Here is a 17,246-nt window from a genome sequence, read left to right as displayed (position 1 = left end):
ACGCCCTCGTACGCCTTCTGCGCCCCCTGTTGAAGACTGTCGCACCATGCGTTCCGTTCCCGGCCATAGGCGCGCGTTCGTCACACGCGTCGTGCCCGGAAAAGGCGTGGCACGCCAGGTCACCCGCGGGCTAGGCTCCTGCGCTTCGGTGTCGGGCAGGCTTCGGGCGGACTTTCGGGCGGGCAAGGAGGGCGGTTGCCGTGGGTTCGGCGCGGTTGTACGCGGCCGTCGCGGCGGGTGGTTTCCGACGGTACGCGACGTATCGGGCGGCGACTGCCGCCGGGGTGTTCACCAACACGGTCTTCGGTCTGATCCTCGTCTACACGTATCTCGCCCTGTGGGACGAGCGGCCGCACCTGGGCGGTTACGACCAGGCGCAGGCGGTCACCTACGTGTGGCTGGGGCAGGCGTTGTACTCGACGCTGGCCGTCCAGGGCGGCGGCTTCGAGAATGATCTCATGGAACGCATCCGCACCGGTGAGGTCGCCATCGACCTGTACCGGCCGGCGGACCTCCAACTGTGGTGGCTGGCGAGTGACTTGGGGCGGGCGCTGTTCCAGCTGGTGGGGCGGGGTGTGATCCCCTTCGGTTTCGGGATGCTCGTCTTCCCGATGGCGCTGCCGGACGACTGGCTGACCTGGGTGGCCTTCCTGGTCGCGGTGGTGCTCGCGATGGTGGTCAGTTTCGCGATCCGGTATCTGGTGGCGCTGAGCGCGTTCTGGCTGATGGACGGCACGGGCGTCCTGCAGGCGCTGATGATCACCGGGTTGTTCTGCTCGGGGATGATGCTGCCGCTGAACGTGTTTCCGGGGGTGCTCGGGGAGGTCGTACGGGCGTTGCCGTGGTCGGCGCTGCTGCAGATGCCCGCGGACGTCCTGATGGGTGAGACGGCTCCGCTGGGCACGTACGTCTTTCAGGTGACCTGGGCGGCGGTGCTGCTGACGGCGGGGCGGTTGTTGCAGTCGGCGGCGACGCGGCGGGTGGTGGTGCAGGGTGGGTGAGAGCGGGGCGGGAGAGAGCTGGGCCGGTGAGAGCAGTCGCCTGGCGGAGGGGCTGCGTGCCTACCGGCTGATCGCCGCGATGTGGATCCGTTCCACGATGGCCTACCGCGTCTCCTTCGTTCTGACCGTGCTCGGCGGGCTGGCGGTGACCGGGCTCGATTTTGTGGCGATCTTGTTGATGTTCTCGCGGATCGACGCGCTCGGCGGCTACGCGCTTCCCGAGGTCGCCTTCCTCTACGGCCTGTCCGCCACGGCGTTCGGTTTCGCGGACCTGGCGATCGGCTCGATGGACCGGCTGGGCAGGCGGGTGCGCGACGGCACCCTCGACACGCTGCTGGTGCGGCCGGCGCCGTTGCTGGCGCAGGTCGCCGCGGACCGCTTCGCGCTGCGCCGGGTCGCGCGGATCACTCAGGGCGTGCTGGTGCTGGGCTACGGGATCGCCGTGTCCGACATCGCGTGGAGCCCGCTGAAGGTGCTGCTGATGCCGGTGATGCTGGTCAGCGGGGCGGTGATCTTCTGCGCGGTGTTCGTGGCCGGTGCGGCCTTCCAGTTCGTGGCACAGGACGCGTCGGAGGTGCAGAACGCGTTCACGTACGGCGGGACGACGCTGCTTCAGTACCCGCCGACCGTGTTCGGCAAGGAGTTGGTGCGCGGGGTGACCTTCGTGCTGCCGCTGGCCTTCGTCAACTGGGTGCCGGCGGCGTACGTGCTGGGGCGGTCGTACCCGCTCGGCCTGCCGGAGTGGGCGGCGTTCGCGCCTCCGCTGGTGGCGGCCGTGTGCTGTGCGCTGGCGGGGCTGGCCTGGCGGGCGGGGCTGCGGTCTTATCGGAGTACAGGGAGTTGAGCGTGACCGAGAACGCCTTCATCGAGATGGACCGCGTCGAGAAGGTCTTCGACGTGCGCAAGAAGACCGGCTTCCTGAAGCGGGAGGTGCGGCAGGTCCGGGCGGTCGACTCGCTCTCCTTCACCGTGGCACGCGGGGAGATGGTCGGCTACATCGGGCCGAACGGTGCCGGGAAGTCGACGACGATCAAGATGCTGACGGGGATCCTGACGCCGAGCGGTGGCCGGCTGCGGGTGGCCGGCATCGACCCGTCCCGCGAGCGCACCCGCCTCGCGCACCGTATCGGGGTGGTGTTCGGGCAGCGTACGACCCTGTGGTGGGACCTGCCGCTGATCGACTCCTACCGGCTGGTGCACCGCATGTACCGCATCCCCGACGGCCGTTACCGCGAGAACCTCGACCGGCTCGTCGAACTCCTCGGCCTGGGCGACCTGCTGGACGTCCCGGTACGGCAGCTGTCGCTCGGTCAGCGGATGCGCGGCGACATCGCGGCGGCCCTGCTGCACGACCCCGAGGTGCTGTACCTCGACGAGCCGACGATCGGCCTGGACGTGGTGTCCAAGTCCAAGGTGCGGGAGTTCCTGCGGGAGTTGAACACCGAGCGCGGCACGACGGTGCTGCTGACCACCCATGACCTCCAGGACATCGAGCAGTTGTGCTCGCGCGTGATGGTCATCGACCACGGGCGGATGATGTACGACGGTCCGCTCGCGGGGCTGCACGAGGCGGGGGAGAGCGAGCGGACGCTGGTGGTGGACCTGGAGCGGGAACTGCCGCCCATCGAGGCGCCGGCGCCCGCGCGCGTGGTGCGGGTGGAGGGGCCGCGGCAGTGGCTGGCGTTCCCGGCGGCGCAGTCGGCGGCGCCGCTGGTGGCGCGGATCGCGGAGGCGTATCCGCTGGTGGATCTGTCGGTGCGGGAGCCGGACATCGAGGCCGTGATCGCCAAAATGTACGCGGAGCGAGCGAGCGCATAGTGCCCTGCGCCGGGAACTCGTAGGCTGCTGGGTATGACCGACAACGTTCCGGAACTGCGTGCCTCCGACGCCGATCGTGAGCGAGTCGCCGAGGTCCTGCGGGACGCCCTCGCGGAGGGCCGTCTGGACATGGCGGAGTTCGAGGAGCGGCTGGAGGCGACGTACCAGGCGCGTACGTACGGTGAACTGGCGCCGATCACCCGTGATCTGCCGGTCGCGGGTGTCACGCCGCCGTCCGTGTCCCTGGCGAAGGAGCCGGAGGGCGGGCCCGGTTGGGGGCGGCGGATCGTGGGCGGCGGGGGGTCGTCGACGTGGGCGGTGGCCGTCATGTCGGGGTTTCAGCGCAGGGGGCGCTGGACCGTGCCGAAGCGGTTCAACTGCTTCGCCTTCTGGGGCGGCGGCGAGATCGATCTGCGCGAGGCGAACTTCGCGGACGGTGAGGTCGAGATCAACTGTGTCGCGATCATGGGCGGCATGAACATCGTCGTGCCGCCCGGGGTGGAGGTCGTGGTGCGGGGCATCGGTGTGATGGGCGGCTTCGACCACAGTGAGGTGGGCGTGCCGCCGGACCCCGGGGCGCCTCGGGTCGTCGTGACCGGGTTCGCCTTCTGGGGCGGCGTCGGCGTCGAACGCAAGCGGACCAAGGCGGAGCGGCGGCAGGAGAAGCTGGACCGCAAGGCCGCGATGAGAGACGTCCACGGCTCCTTCCGCGAGGACATCCAGGAGGCCCACCGCAAGATGCTGGACGGGCACCGGGATGTGATGCGGGAGCGGCGCGAGGAACGCCGCGAGAGGCGCCGCGAGGAACGGCACGAGGCACGCCGCGACCGGCACCGCCATCGGGAGCACTGAGGCGGCGCTGGGATCTGGTCCGGCGCTGGACTGGGCCGGGGGCGGGCCGCGCAGCCCGGGGCTGCCAGGGCGCCGCCCGCGCAGCCCGGGGCTGCCAGGGCGCCGCCCGCGCCCACCCTCCCCCACTCTCGGCTTCGCTCGAATGGGGGACTCCCCTGGCCCCGGCGGCACGACTGCCCGCGGGCGGCAACCCGTGAGCGCCGGGCTGCGCGGCCCGCCCGTCGGCATCAGCGCCGCGCGCTACAGCTCCGCCGGAGCCGAGCCCTTCAGCGTCGTCAGGTTGAAGACCTCGGCCATCCGGGCATAGCCCGCGTCGCTGGGGTGGAGGTGGTCGCCCGAGTCGTAGTCGGGGCGGAAGCGGCGGGGGTCGTAGGGGTCGCGGAGGGCCTTGTCGAAGTCGGCGACCGCGTCGAAGACGTCGCCGGAGCGGATCGTGGCGTTGATCTCCTGGCGGACGGCCTCGCGGGCCGGGGTGTAGCCGCGGTGGCCCTGGAAGGGCATGAGGGTCGCGCCGACGACCTTGATGCCGCGGGCGTGGGCCTGGCCGACCATGAGGCGCAGGCCGGTGAGGATCCGGTCGGGATCGGCGAGACGCCGGTTGCGCAGGATGTCGTTGACGCCGAGGTCGATGACGACGACCTTGACGTTGGTCCGGGCGAGGACGTCGCGGCTGAAGCGCTTCAGACCGCTGGGGTTCTCAGCCGGCCGCCCCCGCCCGTCGGCGAGGACCTGGTTGCCGCTGATGCCCTCGTTGACGACGCTGTAGCGCGCCACGTCCTCCCGCTGCTCGACCGCCGCGCGCAGCCGGTCCGCGAGGACGTCGGGCCAGCGGCGGTCGGCGCCCAGCGTGGAGGTCACGCCGTCGGTGATGGAGTCGCCGAAGACGACGACCGTGCCGTCGGACTCGTTGCTCAGCACGTCCAGCGCGGTGAGGTAGCGCCAGTACTCGGCGTGCGCGGTGAACGCGCCCGCGTCGGCGTCCTCCGTACGGTCACCCTCGGCCAGGTAGGACAGCTGGCGGGCGTGCGGGTGGTAGGTCACCGGCCCGGACGGGGTGGGGGAGTAGGTGGTCACCAGCACGTCGGTGTCGCGCGGGACGAGCACCGCGACCGCGTCGCTGATCACCTGGTCACCGGCCGGTATGACGACCGCGGGGTTGCCGCCGTTGAAGGTGAGGCGCCGCATGGTCGCCGCGGCCGCCGCGGCGCTGTTGTCGACTGCGGCGACGGCGACGGAGGCGTGGGTGATGGTCAGCGGCTGGGTGCCGTAGAGGTTGGACAGCGTGATGCGGGCACTCGTACCGCCGACGCTCGTGTGGACGACGTTGCGGACCGAACGGCCCGCGAGGCCGTTCAGCTCGGTGCCGGGTTCGGCCCCCACGGGGGAGGCGGCCCAGGTGCCGACCCAGACGCCGGTGGAGGCGGGGGCGGCGGAGTTGTGGGCGGTGCGGGGTGCGGCGAGGGTGTCCTCGCTCGTGCCGTTGTCCGCTGCGACCCCGACGTATATCGCGGCGGAGATGGCCACGATCGCTGCGACGATCGCGGACAGCAGGGCATAACCGTGACGCTTGGTCATGCGGGTGTGCGTCTCCTCGGAGGAGGGGAGCCCAGGGCTCCGAAAATGATCACCTCATGATGCGACATGAGGTAGGGGGAGGATTGAGCAGGACCCCCCATTGGGCCCCCGTTATCAGACGCAGGGAACTCTCGATCTGTTCCAGGAGTAAGGCAGGAAGGGACAATGTGTGCGGAAAAACGTGACGGGTGGAGCGGATGAAGCGTACAAATCCGGGTGAAACGGACGCTGTGCGAGCGGGCCGGACGGTGCCGCCCGCCCGCGCGATGACCGTTTTCAGCGCCGCCGACGAGGAGAAGCGGCGCGGTGTGCGCCGGATGAAGCTGACCGCCACCGGAATGCTGCTCTTCGTGGCGCTGGTGTACGTCCTCGCGGAGTGGTCCAGGCACCAGGGCGCCGGCCCCTGGGCGGGATACGTCGCCGCGGCCGCCGAGGCCGGCATGGTCGGCGCGCTGGCCGACTGGTTCGCCGTCACCGCCCTCTTCCGTCACCCGCTCGGCCTGCCCATCCCGCACACCGCGATCATCCCGAACAAGAAGGACCAGCTGGGCGTCTCCCTCGGCGAGTTCGTCGGCGAGAACTTCCTCTCCGAGGACGTCGTACGCCAGCGGCTGCGGGCCGTGGGCATCGGCAGCCGCCTCGGCGCGTGGCTCGCGGAGCCGGAGCACGCGGACCGGGTCACCGCGGAGCTGTCGACCGCCCTCAGGGGCGCGCTGAAGGTCCTGCGCGACTCGGACGTCCAGGCGGTGGTCGGTGAGGCGATCACCCGCCGGGCCAACGCCAAGGAGATCGGGCCCGGCATCGGCAAGATGCTGGAGGGGATCGTCCTCGACGGCGGCCACCGGCGCGCCGTCGACCTCGTCGTCTCCCGCGCGCACGACTGGCTGGTGCTGCACGGCGAGTCCGTGATGGACGCCGTTCAGGGCGGCGCGCCCGGCTGGACCCCGCGGTTCGTCGACAGGAAGGTCGGCGAGCGCGTCTACAAGGAGCTGCTGCGCTTCTGCGCGGAGATGCGCGACATGCCCTCCCACCCCGCCCGCGGCGCCCTGGACCGCTTCCTCACCGACTTCGCCTCCGACCTCCAGTCCGACACGGACACCCGCGCGCGGGTGGAGCGGCTCAAGGGCGAGGTGCTGGGCCGCGGCGAGGTCCAGGACCTCATCGCCTCCGCCTGGACCGCCGTACGGGCCATGATCGTCGCGGCCGCCGAGGACGAGCGCAGCGAGCTCCGCCTGCGCGCCCGCGCCTCCTTCCTCTCCCTCGGCACCCGCATGGCCACCGAACCCAAGGTCCAGAACAAGGTCGACAGCTGGGTCGAGGACGCCGCCGTCCACGTCGTGACGACCTACCGCAAGGAGATCACCTCCCTGATCACCGACACGGTGGCCGGCTGGGACGCCCAGCACACCACCCGCAAGATCGAGGCCAACATCGGCCGTGACCTGCAGTTCATCCGCATCAACGGCACGGTCGTGGGCTCCCTGGCCGGCTTGGTGATCTACACGGTGTCGCGGGTGCTCGGGGCGTAGTCCCGCCGCCGCAGGGCACTCGACCGGGGTTCGCTCGATGGGGAGGGAGCCCATGACCACCGCGCAAGCCGCGACCGGCCGTACCGTGACCACGAACATCCCCGCCCGCCTGGACCGCCTGCCCTGGTCCCGCTGGCACTGGACGATCGTCATCGGACTCGGCACCGTATGGATCCTCGACGGCCTGGAAGTCACGGTCGTCGGCAACATCGCCAGCCGTCTGTCGGAACCCGGCAGCGGACTGCCGATCACGTCCGGGGAGGTCACCGGCATCGCGGCCGCGCTCTACGTGGCGGGTGCCTGCGTCGGCGCCCTCTTCTGGGGCCGCCTGACCGACATCTGGGGGCGCAAGAAGCTCTTCATGGTCACCCTCGCGGTGTACCTCGGGGCCACCGCCCTGACCGCGGTCTCCTTCGACACCTGGTGGTTCCTGCTCTTCCGCTTCCTCACCGGCTTCGGCATCGGCGGCGAGTACGCGGCCATCAACTCCGCCATCGACGAGCTGATCCCCTCCCAGTACCGCGGCCGCGTCGACCTGATGATCAACGGCAGCTTCTGGCTGGGCGCGGTCGGCGGCTCCCTGCTGTCGATCCTCGCGCTGAACACGGACATCTTCGCGGCGGACGTGGGCTGGCGGCTGACGTTCGCCCTGGGTGCCGTACTCGCCCTGGTGATCCTCCTCGTACGCCGGCACGTCCCCGAGAGCCCGCGCTGGCTGATGATCCACGGCCGGGACGGCGAGGCCGAACGGATCGTGTCCTCGATCGAGCGGAGGGTGGCGGAGGAGAAGGGCGAGGAACTGCCGGCCGCCGAGGGCGAGATCACCATCCACCAGCGCCGCAGCGTCACCTTCCTCGAGATCGCCCGCACGGTCTTCTCCGACTACCGCAAGCGGGCCGTCCTCGGCTTCGCCCTCTTCATCGGCCAGGCGTTCCTCTACAACGCGATCACCTTCGGCTTCGGCGCGATCCTCACCACGTTCTTCGACGTGCCGAGCGGCAACACCGGCTACTACTTCGCCGTCATCGCCGTCGGCAACTTCGTCGGCCCGCTGCTGCTCGGCAAGCTCTTCGACACGGTGGGCCGCCGCGTGATGATCTCGTCCACGTACCTCCTCTCCGGCCTGCTGCTCTTCGGCACGGCCTGGCTCTTCGACCGCGGCTCCCTGAGCGCTGCGACACTGACGGCCTGCTGGTGCGCGGTCCTGTTCTTCGCCTCGGCGGGCGCGTCCAGCGCGTACCTGACCGTCTCCGAGGTCTTCCCGATGGAGACACGCGCGATGTCCATCGCCTTCTTCTACGCCCTCGGCACCGCCGCCGGCGGCATCAGCGGCCCCCTGCTGTTCGCCGACCTCACCGGCACGGGCAAGGTCGGCGACACGGTCCTCGCCTTCCAGATCGGCGCGGCGCTGATGTGCGTGGCCGGAGTGGTGGCCGCGCTGCTGGCCGTGAACGCCGAACGGCGCTCCCTGGAGGACATCGCCAAGCCGCTGACAGCGACGACGAAGGCGAAGTCGGCGAAGACCGAGCGGGAGGGGTCGAGTACGGCGACGGCGTGAGCGCCGCGAAACAGAGCAAGGGGCGCCCCCTTGGGCGGAGGGGGCGCCCCTTGCCGCTCATGGGGGCTCCCTTATTGGGACTCGCCCCGGACCCGGCCGCGCCGACGCAGCAACAGCAGTCCTCCGGCGAGGGCGGTGATCCCCGTCGCGGCGGTCCAGCCGACGAGATCGGCGGAGCCGGTGGCGGCGAGGTCCCCGCCCTTCGAGCCGTCCTTCGAGCCGTCCTTCGAGGCTGCCGCGGCGGTCGCGGGCGGAGTGGACGCGCTCTGCGGCCGGGGACCCGAAGCGCCTGACCCCGAAGCCGAGGAAGCCGGGCGCGGTGCGGCCGACGGATCGGCCGCCCGGTCCCTGGTGTACGCCAACGTCCCGAACCCCAGCTGGTCGTAGCCGCCGCTGTTGGGCCCGTAGTCCCCGCCGCCGCCCTCGGGCGCGGCCTTGGCGGCGGCGCGGGTGAGGTACGTCGCCGAGAGGCCCCGGCGCTTGGTGTAGTGGTTGGCGATCATCGCCCAGATGGGGCGGGTCATCGCCGGGTCCACGCCGGCGGCGTCGGTGGCGGTCTCCGTCCCCGACCAGCCGCCGATGGCGCCCTTGCGGCGCGTGTTGGCCGTGTAGGACACGTCACCGCCGAGGCTCCACTTGGCGACGTACTGGGCGCCCTTGAGGAAGCGGCTGTCGTCGTAGTCGTAGAGATCGATGCCCTGGTTCCAGGCCATCTCGCAGACGGTGCCCATGAGGCCGACGCCGAGCAGCGCGTGGCCCTGGTCGCGGCCGGCCTCCAGCCACTCGCCGAGACCGTCGTCGTGTACGACGGGGATGGCGTTCTTGACCGCGCCGAGCCCGGCGCCGTGCTTGAAGTACTCCACCGCCTGGTCGACCTTCGCGCTGTCGTCGCAGAAGACGCCGACGGCGAGGACGCAGGCGAGGGCCGCCAGGTCCCAGTTGGGCCAGTAGTTGGTGACGACGGCGCCGTTGTGGACCTTCAGGAAGGACTCGCTGGGCGGGGCGAAGACGTCGCGCAGCAGCTTCTGGGCGCGGGCGAGGTCGAAGCCGTCGTGATCACGGACGAGCTCGGCGGCGTTGGCGAACTGGTAGCCGTACAGCCCGGCCGCCAGGAACCGGTCGGCGGAGCCCTGGACCGAGGTGAGCTTCGCCGACCAGGCGTTGAGGATCGCGACGGCGGTGTCGGCGTGTGCGGTGTCGCCGCTGACGTGGAAGCGCAGGGCGTTCTGGTAGGCCGCGTGGACGTCGTTGTAGAGGATCGCGTAGTTCTGCGGGCTGCCCGCACCCCGGTACACGATCGCCTGCGGGTTGGGCGTCCAGCCGCTCTGCGCGTGCCTGTTGGCGGTCAGCTTGGCGAACCCGGCCGTGCAGGGGGCGGCGCCCGCCTTCACCTCGGCGGCCATACGGGCCAGGTCGTCGCGGGTGTGCAGCAGACCGGGGTGCGCGTAGGCGCTGCCGGCCGCCGCGGCGGGGACGGGCGAGACGGCCGTACCGATGCCGACCGCTCCGGCTGCCGCACCCGCGGCCTTCATCATGCTTCGGCGGCTGATCTGTCGTGTCACGTCTTCGTACCTCGGCGTCGTAAGTCGCGTTCCTGTGGAGGGGACGGTGAGGAGACGTGCGGAAGGGCGAGCCGATAACGAAAACTGAGGATCCGCCGAAACGTGGTGCCGATCGTGAGGAGCCGTACGCCATGACCGTGCGCAGGATCGTTCCCGACATCCAGGTCGACTCGGAGGAGGCGGTGAGCACGAACCGCGACTTCTACGGCCTGCTGGGCTTCGAGGAGGTGATGAACCTGGGGTGGGTGACGACCCTGGCCTCACCCGCCAACCCGACCGCCCAGATCAGCTTCTTCACCGAGGAGCGCACCGCGCCCGTCGTCCCCGACCTGAGTGTGGAGGTGGAGGACGTCGACGCGGTGTACGCGCGCGTGGTGGCCTCGGACGCGGAGGTCGTACGGGAGCTGCGGGACGAGGAGTGGGGCGTACGGCGCTTCTTCGTGCGGGACCCGAACGGGAAGGTGGTGAACGTGCTGGGGCATCTCAGGCCCCGGTAGTGGACCCCGGGCGGATGATCATCAGGACCGTCACCGTCGCCCACAGCAGGTTGAACACGCCGGTGAACATGGCGAGTTGGATGGTCGCCTCGCGGGTCCCCCTTCCCTCGACCAGGGGTTCCTGGCGGGGCAGGACCAGGACGACGAGGACGAGGGCCGCCAGCACGGTCAGGGCGATGGACACGATCAGCCAGGTGTCGCCCATGACGCCCATCGCGCCTGCCGTGAAGAAGCCGAAGACGGGGACCGCGATGCCGATGCCGGCGTAGACGCGGCAGATGCGGTGCAGGAGCCGCACGGTCTCCGTGGCCCGGGGATCGTCCGGCGCGGCCAGGGCGCGGCGCGCGGCGGGCGGGAACATGCTCGCGGCGACGGTGACGGGACCGATGGCGACGATCGCGGCGAGGACGTGGACGGCGAGGAGGAACTTGGTCACGGGCCGACGGTAGAAGGGCCAGGGGTCTCGCAGAAGTGGCGGTAATGCCAGGTGTCGACGGATTCTCGCCAGGAGACGCGCGGTGTGCGGCGAAACGCGGGCGCGCCGTTGGCCGGTGTCCGTCGTATGCCTACGCTCTCGCCATGCACACCGTGGCCGTACTGGCGCTCGACGGCGTCATCCCCTTCGATCTCTCCGCCCCGATCGACACCTTCCGCTGGGCCCGGCTGCCCGACGGCCGTGAGGCCTACCGGGTGCGGGTCTGCTCCCCGGACCGGGAGGTGAGCGCGGGCATCTTCACCGTACGGACGCCGTACGGCCTGGAGGCGCTCGCGGAGGCGGACACGATCGTCCTGCCCGGCGTCGACGACCCGCCCGACACGCTGCCGCCGGGCGTCACCGAGGCCCTGCGCGCTGCGGCGGCGAACGGTACGCGCATCGCCTCGATCTGTGTGGGTGCGTTCCTGTTCGCCGCCACGGGACTGCTGGACGGCCTGCGCGCGACGACGCACTGGATCGCGGCGCCGGACCTGGCGGCGCGCTACCCGCGGGTGAGCGTCGACCCCAACGTCCTCTACGTCGACAACGGCCAGTTCCTCACCTCGGCGGGCGCGGCCGCCGCGATGGACATGTGCCTGCACATGATCCGCAGGGACCACGGCTCGGCGGTCGCCGCGCACGCCGCCCGGATGGCGGTCATGCCGTTGGAACGGGAGGGCGGCCAGGCCCAGTTCATCGTCCACGACCTGCCCCCGGCACCCGCGGGAGCGGCCCTCGAACCCCTGTTGGGCTGGCTGGAGGAGCACTGCGACCGGGACCTCACCCTGGACGAGATCGCCGCCCGGGCCGGTATGAGCACCCGCACCCTCAACCGCCGCTTCCGCGAACAGACCGGCACGACGCCGTTGCAGTGGCTGCACCGGGCACGGGTACGGCGCGCGCAGCACCTGCTGGAGACCACCGCGCACCCGGTCGAACGCATCGCCACCCAGACGGGCTTCGGCTCACCGACGGCGTTCCGGGAGCGGTTCCGAAGGGTGGTGGGGACGAGCCCGCAGGGCTATCGCAGGGCGTTCCGGTCGGAGCGGCCGGGGCAAGCGGGATAGGGCGTGTTGCGAACATCCCGCCTGCCCTGCAAGCGGACGACGGAACCTTCGCAACACGCGCCAGGTCACGCCCGCCGGTCGGCGACCGCCCACGACGCGAGGGCGACGGCGCCTGCCACGCCGAACACCGACGGCCAGGCGCCGACCTTCTTGGCCAGCGGGTGGGACCCGGCGAACGCGGCGACGTACGCGGCGGTCAGTGCCCCCGCGGCCTTCCCGCCGGCCCGCTGCCGCCACTGCTGCGCGGCCGCGGCCCCCGCGGCGGCCAGGACGACCCCGCCGAGCTGCCGCTTCTTCGTCCAGCGGGCCACGCCGTACCCGCCGACGAGCCCGCCCGCGGCGATCACCGAGCTGGGAACCTTCGCCATGACTGCCTCCTCGTGATGCCGTGATGCCGTGATGCGTATGCGTGAAACCGTGATGACGCCGAGGCCAACGCCTCGACCTGCCCATTCTCCGCCCCTCACGCACCGCTGTTCGGCCGGGGGGAGTCCGCCTCGCTGGGCCGACCGCCGTCCGGCTGACCGCCGTCCGGCTGACCGCCGTCGGCCCCGGCGCCCCGCTCCGGCAGGCGGCGCGCGCCGACGGCACATCCGGCGGAGGTCAGGGCCAGGCCGAGGGCGGCGGGATTGACGTACCCCGGGACGTCGCCGTTGTCGTAACTCCCGCCGTCGCTCGTCTCGCAGACGAACCCGAGGGGCACGAAGTGCACGGAGTAGTCGGTGATCTGGATTCCCTGCTGGTGCCGCTCCCACCACCCGGCCGTACGACAGGACTGCGGCGGCGACGAGTCCGTCCCGCCGTCCTCCGCTGTCATCACCGCGCCGGTGACCATGAGCAGCCCCCAGGTGTACACCGCGAGGGCGGCGGCCCCGGTGAGCGCGGCCAGGGCGCGGAGCAGGGTCGCCTCCCCGGCATGGCGTACGCCCGCCTGGGCCAGCTGCCCGAAGCCGAACCCGGTCAGACCGAAGACGGTGACGGCCGCGACGATGAGGAGAAGAATGAGCAGGTAGAACATCGAGTCGCGGCCCCCCGGTTGCCGACGATCGGCCGATCGTCGGGTCGACCACCGAGTCCAACACGACGAGCCCGCCCCACCTGTGGCGGAGCCCACAGTTCCGGCAACAGGAGTGTCACAGCAGGGCCGCTGGCGCCCTTGTGGATGGGGGAGTCCGTCACCGCGGTGACGGACCGGGCCAGATGGCCGAGGCGTCGTCGCGGTGGGGGTCGGGCAGCCGGACCGGACGGACGGGGATGGTGCGTGCGACTCCGTCGGTGACCGCCGTCCACGGAGCGGGGTGGCCGGAGTAGCACAGCGTGGTCAGGGCGAAAACCCCGTCGGCGTAGACCTCGATGTACTCACCGATGGTCAGGATGCGCAGGGTGGACGCCGGTTCGGTCAGGACGGTCTCGCCGATGCGGGCCCCGTCGGGACCGCTCACCCAGAGGTTCTTGCCGTCACAGCCGACCGTGAGGGCGGGACGGTCACCGCCGGGGACGTCGGTGCGCAGGGTGATCTCGACGGGTCCGGCCATGCCGAGGTCGCCGACCGCGTGCAGGGCGGGCTGATCGGTCTCCTCGCCGAGCCAGGTGTTCAGGCCGGGCCACCACTCCAGGCGGGGTGCCTCCTCCGGCGAGGTGACCAGGAGTTTCGGCTGGGCCAGCATGCCGCGGCAGCGGTCGCCGGAGTCGGTGAGGCCGACGCGGCGGGGAGTGGTGTGCAGGACGACACGGGAACCGTCGGGCGCGGGGACGACGCGGGGCGCGTAGGAGCCGGTGGGCCCGAGCGGGCCGCGGCGGGTCCAGGGGCCGCGCAGGCGGGGGGCGGTCCACGCCTCGAAACCGCGGGTGGAGCCGATGGAGCCGAGCAGCAGCCAGCTGCCGTCGTCGAGGCGTTCCAGGACCGGGCATTCCAGTTCGTTGACGTCGCCGGGCGACAGGAGCGGCGGGTGGACCGTCCAGTGCTCCAGGTCATCGGAGGTGGCCCAGGCCACGCAGCCGCTGACCTCGACGGGCAGGGAGGCGTCGGCGGCGCACACGACCATGAACCAGCCGTCCGACTCGTCGTCACGGACGACGAACGGGTCGCGCCAGCCCATCCGTTCGCCCGTGCGGTACCAGCGCGCGTCCGCCTCGACGACCGGACCGGTGCCGTGGCGGCGCCAGCCCGTGCCGTCGGTGCGCTCCGAGTACGCGAGTCCGACGGACTGGAGCGGCCAGCCGTCCGCCGTCAGTCCACTCACGCCCGTGTAGAACATCGCCATTCCGTCGCCGTGCCGGACGGGGTGCATGGTCCACACGGCCTGCTGGTCGAAGCGGCCGGGCAGGCCGGTGCCGAACGCGGTTCCCTGCGGCTGCCAGTGGACCAGGTCGGTGGAGGTGGCCCGCCCGTAGGAGGTCTCCATCCGCAGGTGGTCGAACTCGTCCGTCCAGGGGCCCTGGAGGTGCAGCACCGCGTAGGTGCCGTCATGGTCCCGGAGCAGGGCGAAGTCGTTCACGCAGAGGCCGGGCGGGGCGTATCGCATGCACAGGTCCTGTCGGCTCCGCAGCGCCCAAACGCGTGCGCTGAGTATCGATAACGAAGGAGTCAATTGAGAATCGGCCCAAGTAAATCTGAACGCAAACGCTTGCGCAACAACGTGAGCGGGTTTACGGTCGCGTCACTCGCAGACCACATCGACGTGAAACAGCCCTGGAGGAATGCCCCGTGACGGCCAGCATCACCGACGTCGCCCGCGCCGCCGGGGTCTCCGCGTCCACCGTGTCCCGCGCACTGCGGGGCCAACCGGGAGTCTCGGACGAGGTGCGGGCGCAGATCGCCACGGTCGCCGCCGAGTTGGGCTACACGGCCTCGCGCTCGGCCTCCAGCCTGGCCAGCGGGCGCACGTACACCATCGGGGTGGTCGCGCCGTACATCGGACGCTGGTTCTTCGGCACCGTGCTGGACGCGTCCGAGCAGGTCTTCAGTGCCGCCGGGTACGACGTGCTGCTGTACAACCTCGGCTCACCGGAGGCACGCAAGCGTTTCTTCACCAAGCTGCCGGTCCGCAAGCGGGTCGACGCGGTGCTGTCCCTGCTGATCCCCGACCGGGCGGAGGAGGCCGCGCTGCGCTCGCTCGGCGTGCCGTTGGCCACGACCGTCGGCGAGCCCAGGGAGGGCTTCACCGTGGTCGGCATCGACGACCGGGCGGGGGCCGAGAGTGCCGTACGGCATCTGGTGAATCTGGGACACCGCAGGATCGGCATGATCGCCGGGACCAGCGGGCCGCTGCACTGGACCACCCCGATAGCGCGACGCCAGGGGTATCTGGACGTCCTGGCCGAGACCGGAATCAAGCACGACCCGGCGCTGGAGGCCGACGGCGGTTACACCGTCGAAGGCGGTGAGCAGGCCATGACCCGACTGCTCGCCGCTTCCCGGCCGCCGACCGCCGTGTTCGCGCAGTCCGACGAGATGGCGATGGGCGCGCTGCGCGCCCTGCGCCGCCACCGGCTCCGGGTCCCTGACGATGTGTCGGTCGTCGGGTTCGACGACCACGAACTCGCCGAGGTCGTGGGCCTGACCACGGTCGCCCAGCCGGTCGCCGGCCAGGGCGCCGAGGCCGCCCGGCTGCTGCTGCGACAGCTCGACGAACCGGACACCGACCAGCACCGGCACGTACAGATGCCGATCCGTCTCGTCCTGCGCGAGACCACGGCCCCGCCCAGCCCCCGCGGACCGCAGTAACCCGCAAGGCCCCTCATCTCTTCGAGCCCCACACGCCCATGCCGGGCAGCACCCAGCAGTTCCGACCCTCACCCAGCACCGACGCACGGAGGCACCCCACGATGAACGCCGGACACAGAAGGCACCGCCACGCGGCCTGTACGGGCCTGGCCCTCGCCCTGCCCCTGGCGGCGCTGGCCGCCTGCGGCGGGGGCGGCGGCACCGACACCGCGGCCGAGGCGGGCAGCGGCAAGGGCACCATCAGCGTCTGGGCCCACCAGGGACAGAAGAGCGAGGCCGCCGCACTGCAGAACGCGGTGAAGTCCTTCAACTCCTCGCAGAGCAAGGTGAAGGTCGAGCTGAAGCTCATACCCGAGAAGGACTACACCAAGACCATCACCGCCACCGACGCCGCCAAGCTGCCGGACGTCATCGAGTTCGACGGCCCGACCATGGCGAACTTCGTCTACAACAAGAAGCTCGCCCCGATCGACTCCTACGTCTCCGCCAAGACCCTGGGCAACGCCACCGACGCCAACAAGGCGCAGGGCGAGATCGACGGCAAGCACTACGGCCTGGGCATGTTCGACTCCGGGCTCGGTATGTACGGCAACAAGAAGCTGCTGGACGCGGCCGGGGTGAAGTACCCCAAGAGCCTGTCCGACGACTGGACGGCCGAGCAGTTCGGCGCCGCGCTGAAGGCACTCAAGGCCAAGGACTCCGACGGCAAGGTCCTCGACCTCCAGGAGAACAACGGCCTCAACAACGAGTGGGGCACCTACGGTTTCGCCCCCGTCGTCTGGTCCGCCGGCGGCTCGCTCCTCAAGGACGGCAAGGCGGCCGGCGCCCTCGACACCCCGGCCGTCGTCTCGGCACTGAAGACCTTCCAGTCCTGGAAGCCCTCCGTCGACCCGAACACCGACGCGGGCGCCTTCGCCAAGGGCCGGGTCGCGCTCAGCTGGGTCGGCCACTGGATGTACCCCGCGTACAGCGAGGCGCTCGGCGACGACCTCGTCGTGATGCCCCTGCCCAACTTCGGTAACGGCCCCAAGGCCGGCCAGGGTTCGTGGTCCTGGGGCATCGGCGCGAACACCAAGAACGCCAAGGCGGCCGGTGCCTTCCTCGACAACCTGCTGGGCGACACCCACGTCACCGAGATGACGAAGGCCAACGGCGCGGTGCCGGCCACCAAGTCCGCGCTCGCCGCGAGTGACCTGTACAAGCAGGGCGGCCCGCTCCAGCTCTTCGCCGAGCAGCTCGCCAAGCCGTGCGGCGACCGTGACATCACCAAGTCGTGCGTGGCCGTCACCCGCCCGGTGACCGCCGGATACCCCGTGGTGACCGCGAAGTTCAGCGAGGCCCTGAGCTCCATCTACGGCGGCGCCGACCCCAAGGACGCCCTGTCCAAGGCCGCCCGTGCCATCGACCGGGACTTCTCCGACAACGCCGGCTACGAGATCCCGTAGGACCCATCGGCCGGGGGGGGGGGGGGGGGGGGGGGGGCGGCCCCCCCGGGGGGGGGAAGACACCACGAAGGCGACTGGGGGCGGCCGACCCATGCCTCCCCCGCGGGTCATGATTCCCCCCCCCCACCCTCCCTTCTCTC

Annotated in this window: 16 protein-coding genes; 10 read left to right on the top strand and 6 right to left on the bottom strand. The window is 71.2% G+C overall.

Annotated elements, in window-relative coordinates; translation table 11 throughout:
* Positions 1–200: 200 nt before the first annotated feature.
* The 4 genes from AC067M_RS28095 (at position 201) to AC067M_RS28080 (ending at position 3,671) form a co-directional block, all read left to right on the top strand.
* Entirely contained in the window at positions 201–1,001 is an 801-nt protein-coding gene (locus tag AC067M_RS28095; RefSeq protein WP_478699820.1) for an ABC transporter permease, read from the top strand.
* A 79-nt stretch (positions 1,002–1,080) separates the two neighbouring features.
* The gene (locus AC067M_RS28090; RefSeq protein ID WP_478699943.1) at positions 1,081–1,845 is read left to right on the top strand and encodes an ABC transporter permease; all 765 of its coding nucleotides are present in this window, start codon (positions 1,081–1,083) and stop codon (positions 1,843–1,845) included.
* Between the two features lie 26 nt (positions 1,846–1,871).
* Positions 1,872–2,819 (top strand): ABC transporter ATP-binding protein, encoded by a 948-nt coding sequence (locus AC067M_RS28085; protein ID WP_478699942.1) that lies wholly within the window; start codon positions 1,872–1,874, stop codon positions 2,817–2,819.
* A gap of 33 nt (positions 2,820–2,852) precedes the next feature.
* Positions 2,853–3,671, top strand: a complete 819-nt coding sequence (locus AC067M_RS28080; protein ID WP_478699819.1) for a DUF1707 SHOCT-like domain-containing protein — start codon at positions 2,853–2,855, stop codon at positions 3,669–3,671.
* 240 nt (positions 3,672–3,911) lie between these two features.
* Here the strand turns inward: AC067M_RS28080 and AC067M_RS28075 are convergent, their stop codons facing one another.
* Entirely contained in the window at positions 3,912–5,246 is a 1,335-nt protein-coding gene (locus tag AC067M_RS28075; protein ID WP_478699818.1) for an SGNH/GDSL hydrolase family protein, read from the bottom strand.
* A gap of 197 nt (positions 5,247–5,443) precedes the next feature.
* Between AC067M_RS28075 and AC067M_RS28070 the strand changes: the two genes are divergently transcribed.
* Positions 5,444–6,775, top strand: coding sequence for a DUF445 domain-containing protein (locus AC067M_RS28070; protein ID WP_478699817.1), 1,332 nt, complete (start codon positions 5,444–5,446; stop codon positions 6,773–6,775).
* Positions 6,776–6,827: 52 nt separating this feature from the next.
* The gene (locus AC067M_RS28065; RefSeq protein WP_478699816.1) at positions 6,828–8,333 is read left to right on the top strand and encodes an MFS transporter; all 1,506 of its coding nucleotides are present in this window, start codon (positions 6,828–6,830) and stop codon (positions 8,331–8,333) included.
* Between the two features lie 71 nt (positions 8,334–8,404).
* Here the strand turns inward: AC067M_RS28065 and AC067M_RS28060 are convergent, their stop codons facing one another.
* Positions 8,405–9,868, bottom strand: a complete 1,464-nt coding sequence (locus AC067M_RS28060) for an alginate lyase family protein (RefSeq protein WP_478699941.1) — start codon at positions 9,866–9,868, stop codon at positions 8,405–8,407.
* Positions 9,869–10,026: 158 nt separating this feature from the next.
* Between AC067M_RS28060 and AC067M_RS28055 the strand changes: the two genes are divergently transcribed.
* Entirely contained in the window at positions 10,027–10,392 is a 366-nt protein-coding gene (locus tag AC067M_RS28055; RefSeq protein ID WP_478699815.1) for a VOC family protein, read from the top strand.
* Here AC067M_RS28055 and AC067M_RS28050 read toward each other — a convergent pair.
* On the bottom strand, positions 10,379–10,828 hold the full coding sequence (locus tag AC067M_RS28050) for a hypothetical protein (protein WP_478699814.1): 450 nt from the start codon (positions 10,826–10,828) through the stop codon (positions 10,379–10,381). The genes AC067M_RS28055 and AC067M_RS28050 overlap by 14 nt on opposite strands.
* A 143-nt stretch (positions 10,829–10,971) precedes the next feature.
* On the opposite strand from AC067M_RS28050, the gene AC067M_RS28045 reads away from it, so the two are divergent.
* Positions 10,972–11,934, top strand: a complete 963-nt coding sequence (locus AC067M_RS28045; protein WP_478699813.1) for a GlxA family transcriptional regulator — start codon at positions 10,972–10,974, stop codon at positions 11,932–11,934.
* 65 nt (positions 11,935–11,999) lie between these two features.
* Here the strand turns inward: AC067M_RS28045 and AC067M_RS28040 are convergent, their stop codons facing one another.
* The 3 genes from AC067M_RS28040 to AC067M_RS28030 all read right to left on the bottom strand — a co-directional run bounded on the left by AC067M_RS28040 (position 12,000) and on the right by AC067M_RS28030 (position 14,459).
* Positions 12,000–12,302, bottom strand: coding sequence for a hypothetical protein (locus AC067M_RS28040; RefSeq protein WP_478699812.1), 303 nt, complete (start codon positions 12,300–12,302; stop codon positions 12,000–12,002).
* A 95-nt stretch (positions 12,303–12,397) separates the two neighbouring features.
* Positions 12,398–12,952 carry a hypothetical protein gene (locus AC067M_RS28035; RefSeq protein ID WP_478699811.1) on the bottom strand — a complete coding sequence of 185 codons (555 nt, stop codon included), beginning with the start codon at positions 12,950–12,952 and terminating at the stop codon, positions 12,398–12,400.
* A gap of 157 nt (positions 12,953–13,109) precedes the next feature.
* A complete protein-coding gene (locus AC067M_RS28030; RefSeq protein WP_478699810.1) occupies positions 13,110–14,459 on the bottom strand; it encodes a glycoside hydrolase family protein in 1,350 nt (449 codons plus the stop codon).
* A gap of 182 nt (positions 14,460–14,641) precedes the next feature.
* Between AC067M_RS28030 and AC067M_RS28025 the strand changes: the two genes are divergently transcribed.
* Positions 14,642–15,661, top strand: a complete 1,020-nt coding sequence (locus AC067M_RS28025; protein ID WP_478699809.1) for a LacI family DNA-binding transcriptional regulator — start codon at positions 14,642–14,644, stop codon at positions 15,659–15,661.
* A 101-nt stretch (positions 15,662–15,762) separates the two neighbouring features.
* Entirely contained in the window at positions 15,763–17,106 is a 1,344-nt protein-coding gene (locus AC067M_RS28020; RefSeq protein WP_478699808.1) for an ABC transporter substrate-binding protein, read from the top strand.
* The last annotated feature ends 140 nt before the right edge of the window (positions 17,107–17,246 follow it).

It is taken from the genome of Streptomyces sp. NPDC043427 (assembly GCF_056436655.1).
The sequence above is the reverse complement of the archived record's forward strand: the minus strand, read 5'-3'. Positions and strand labels throughout refer to the sequence as shown.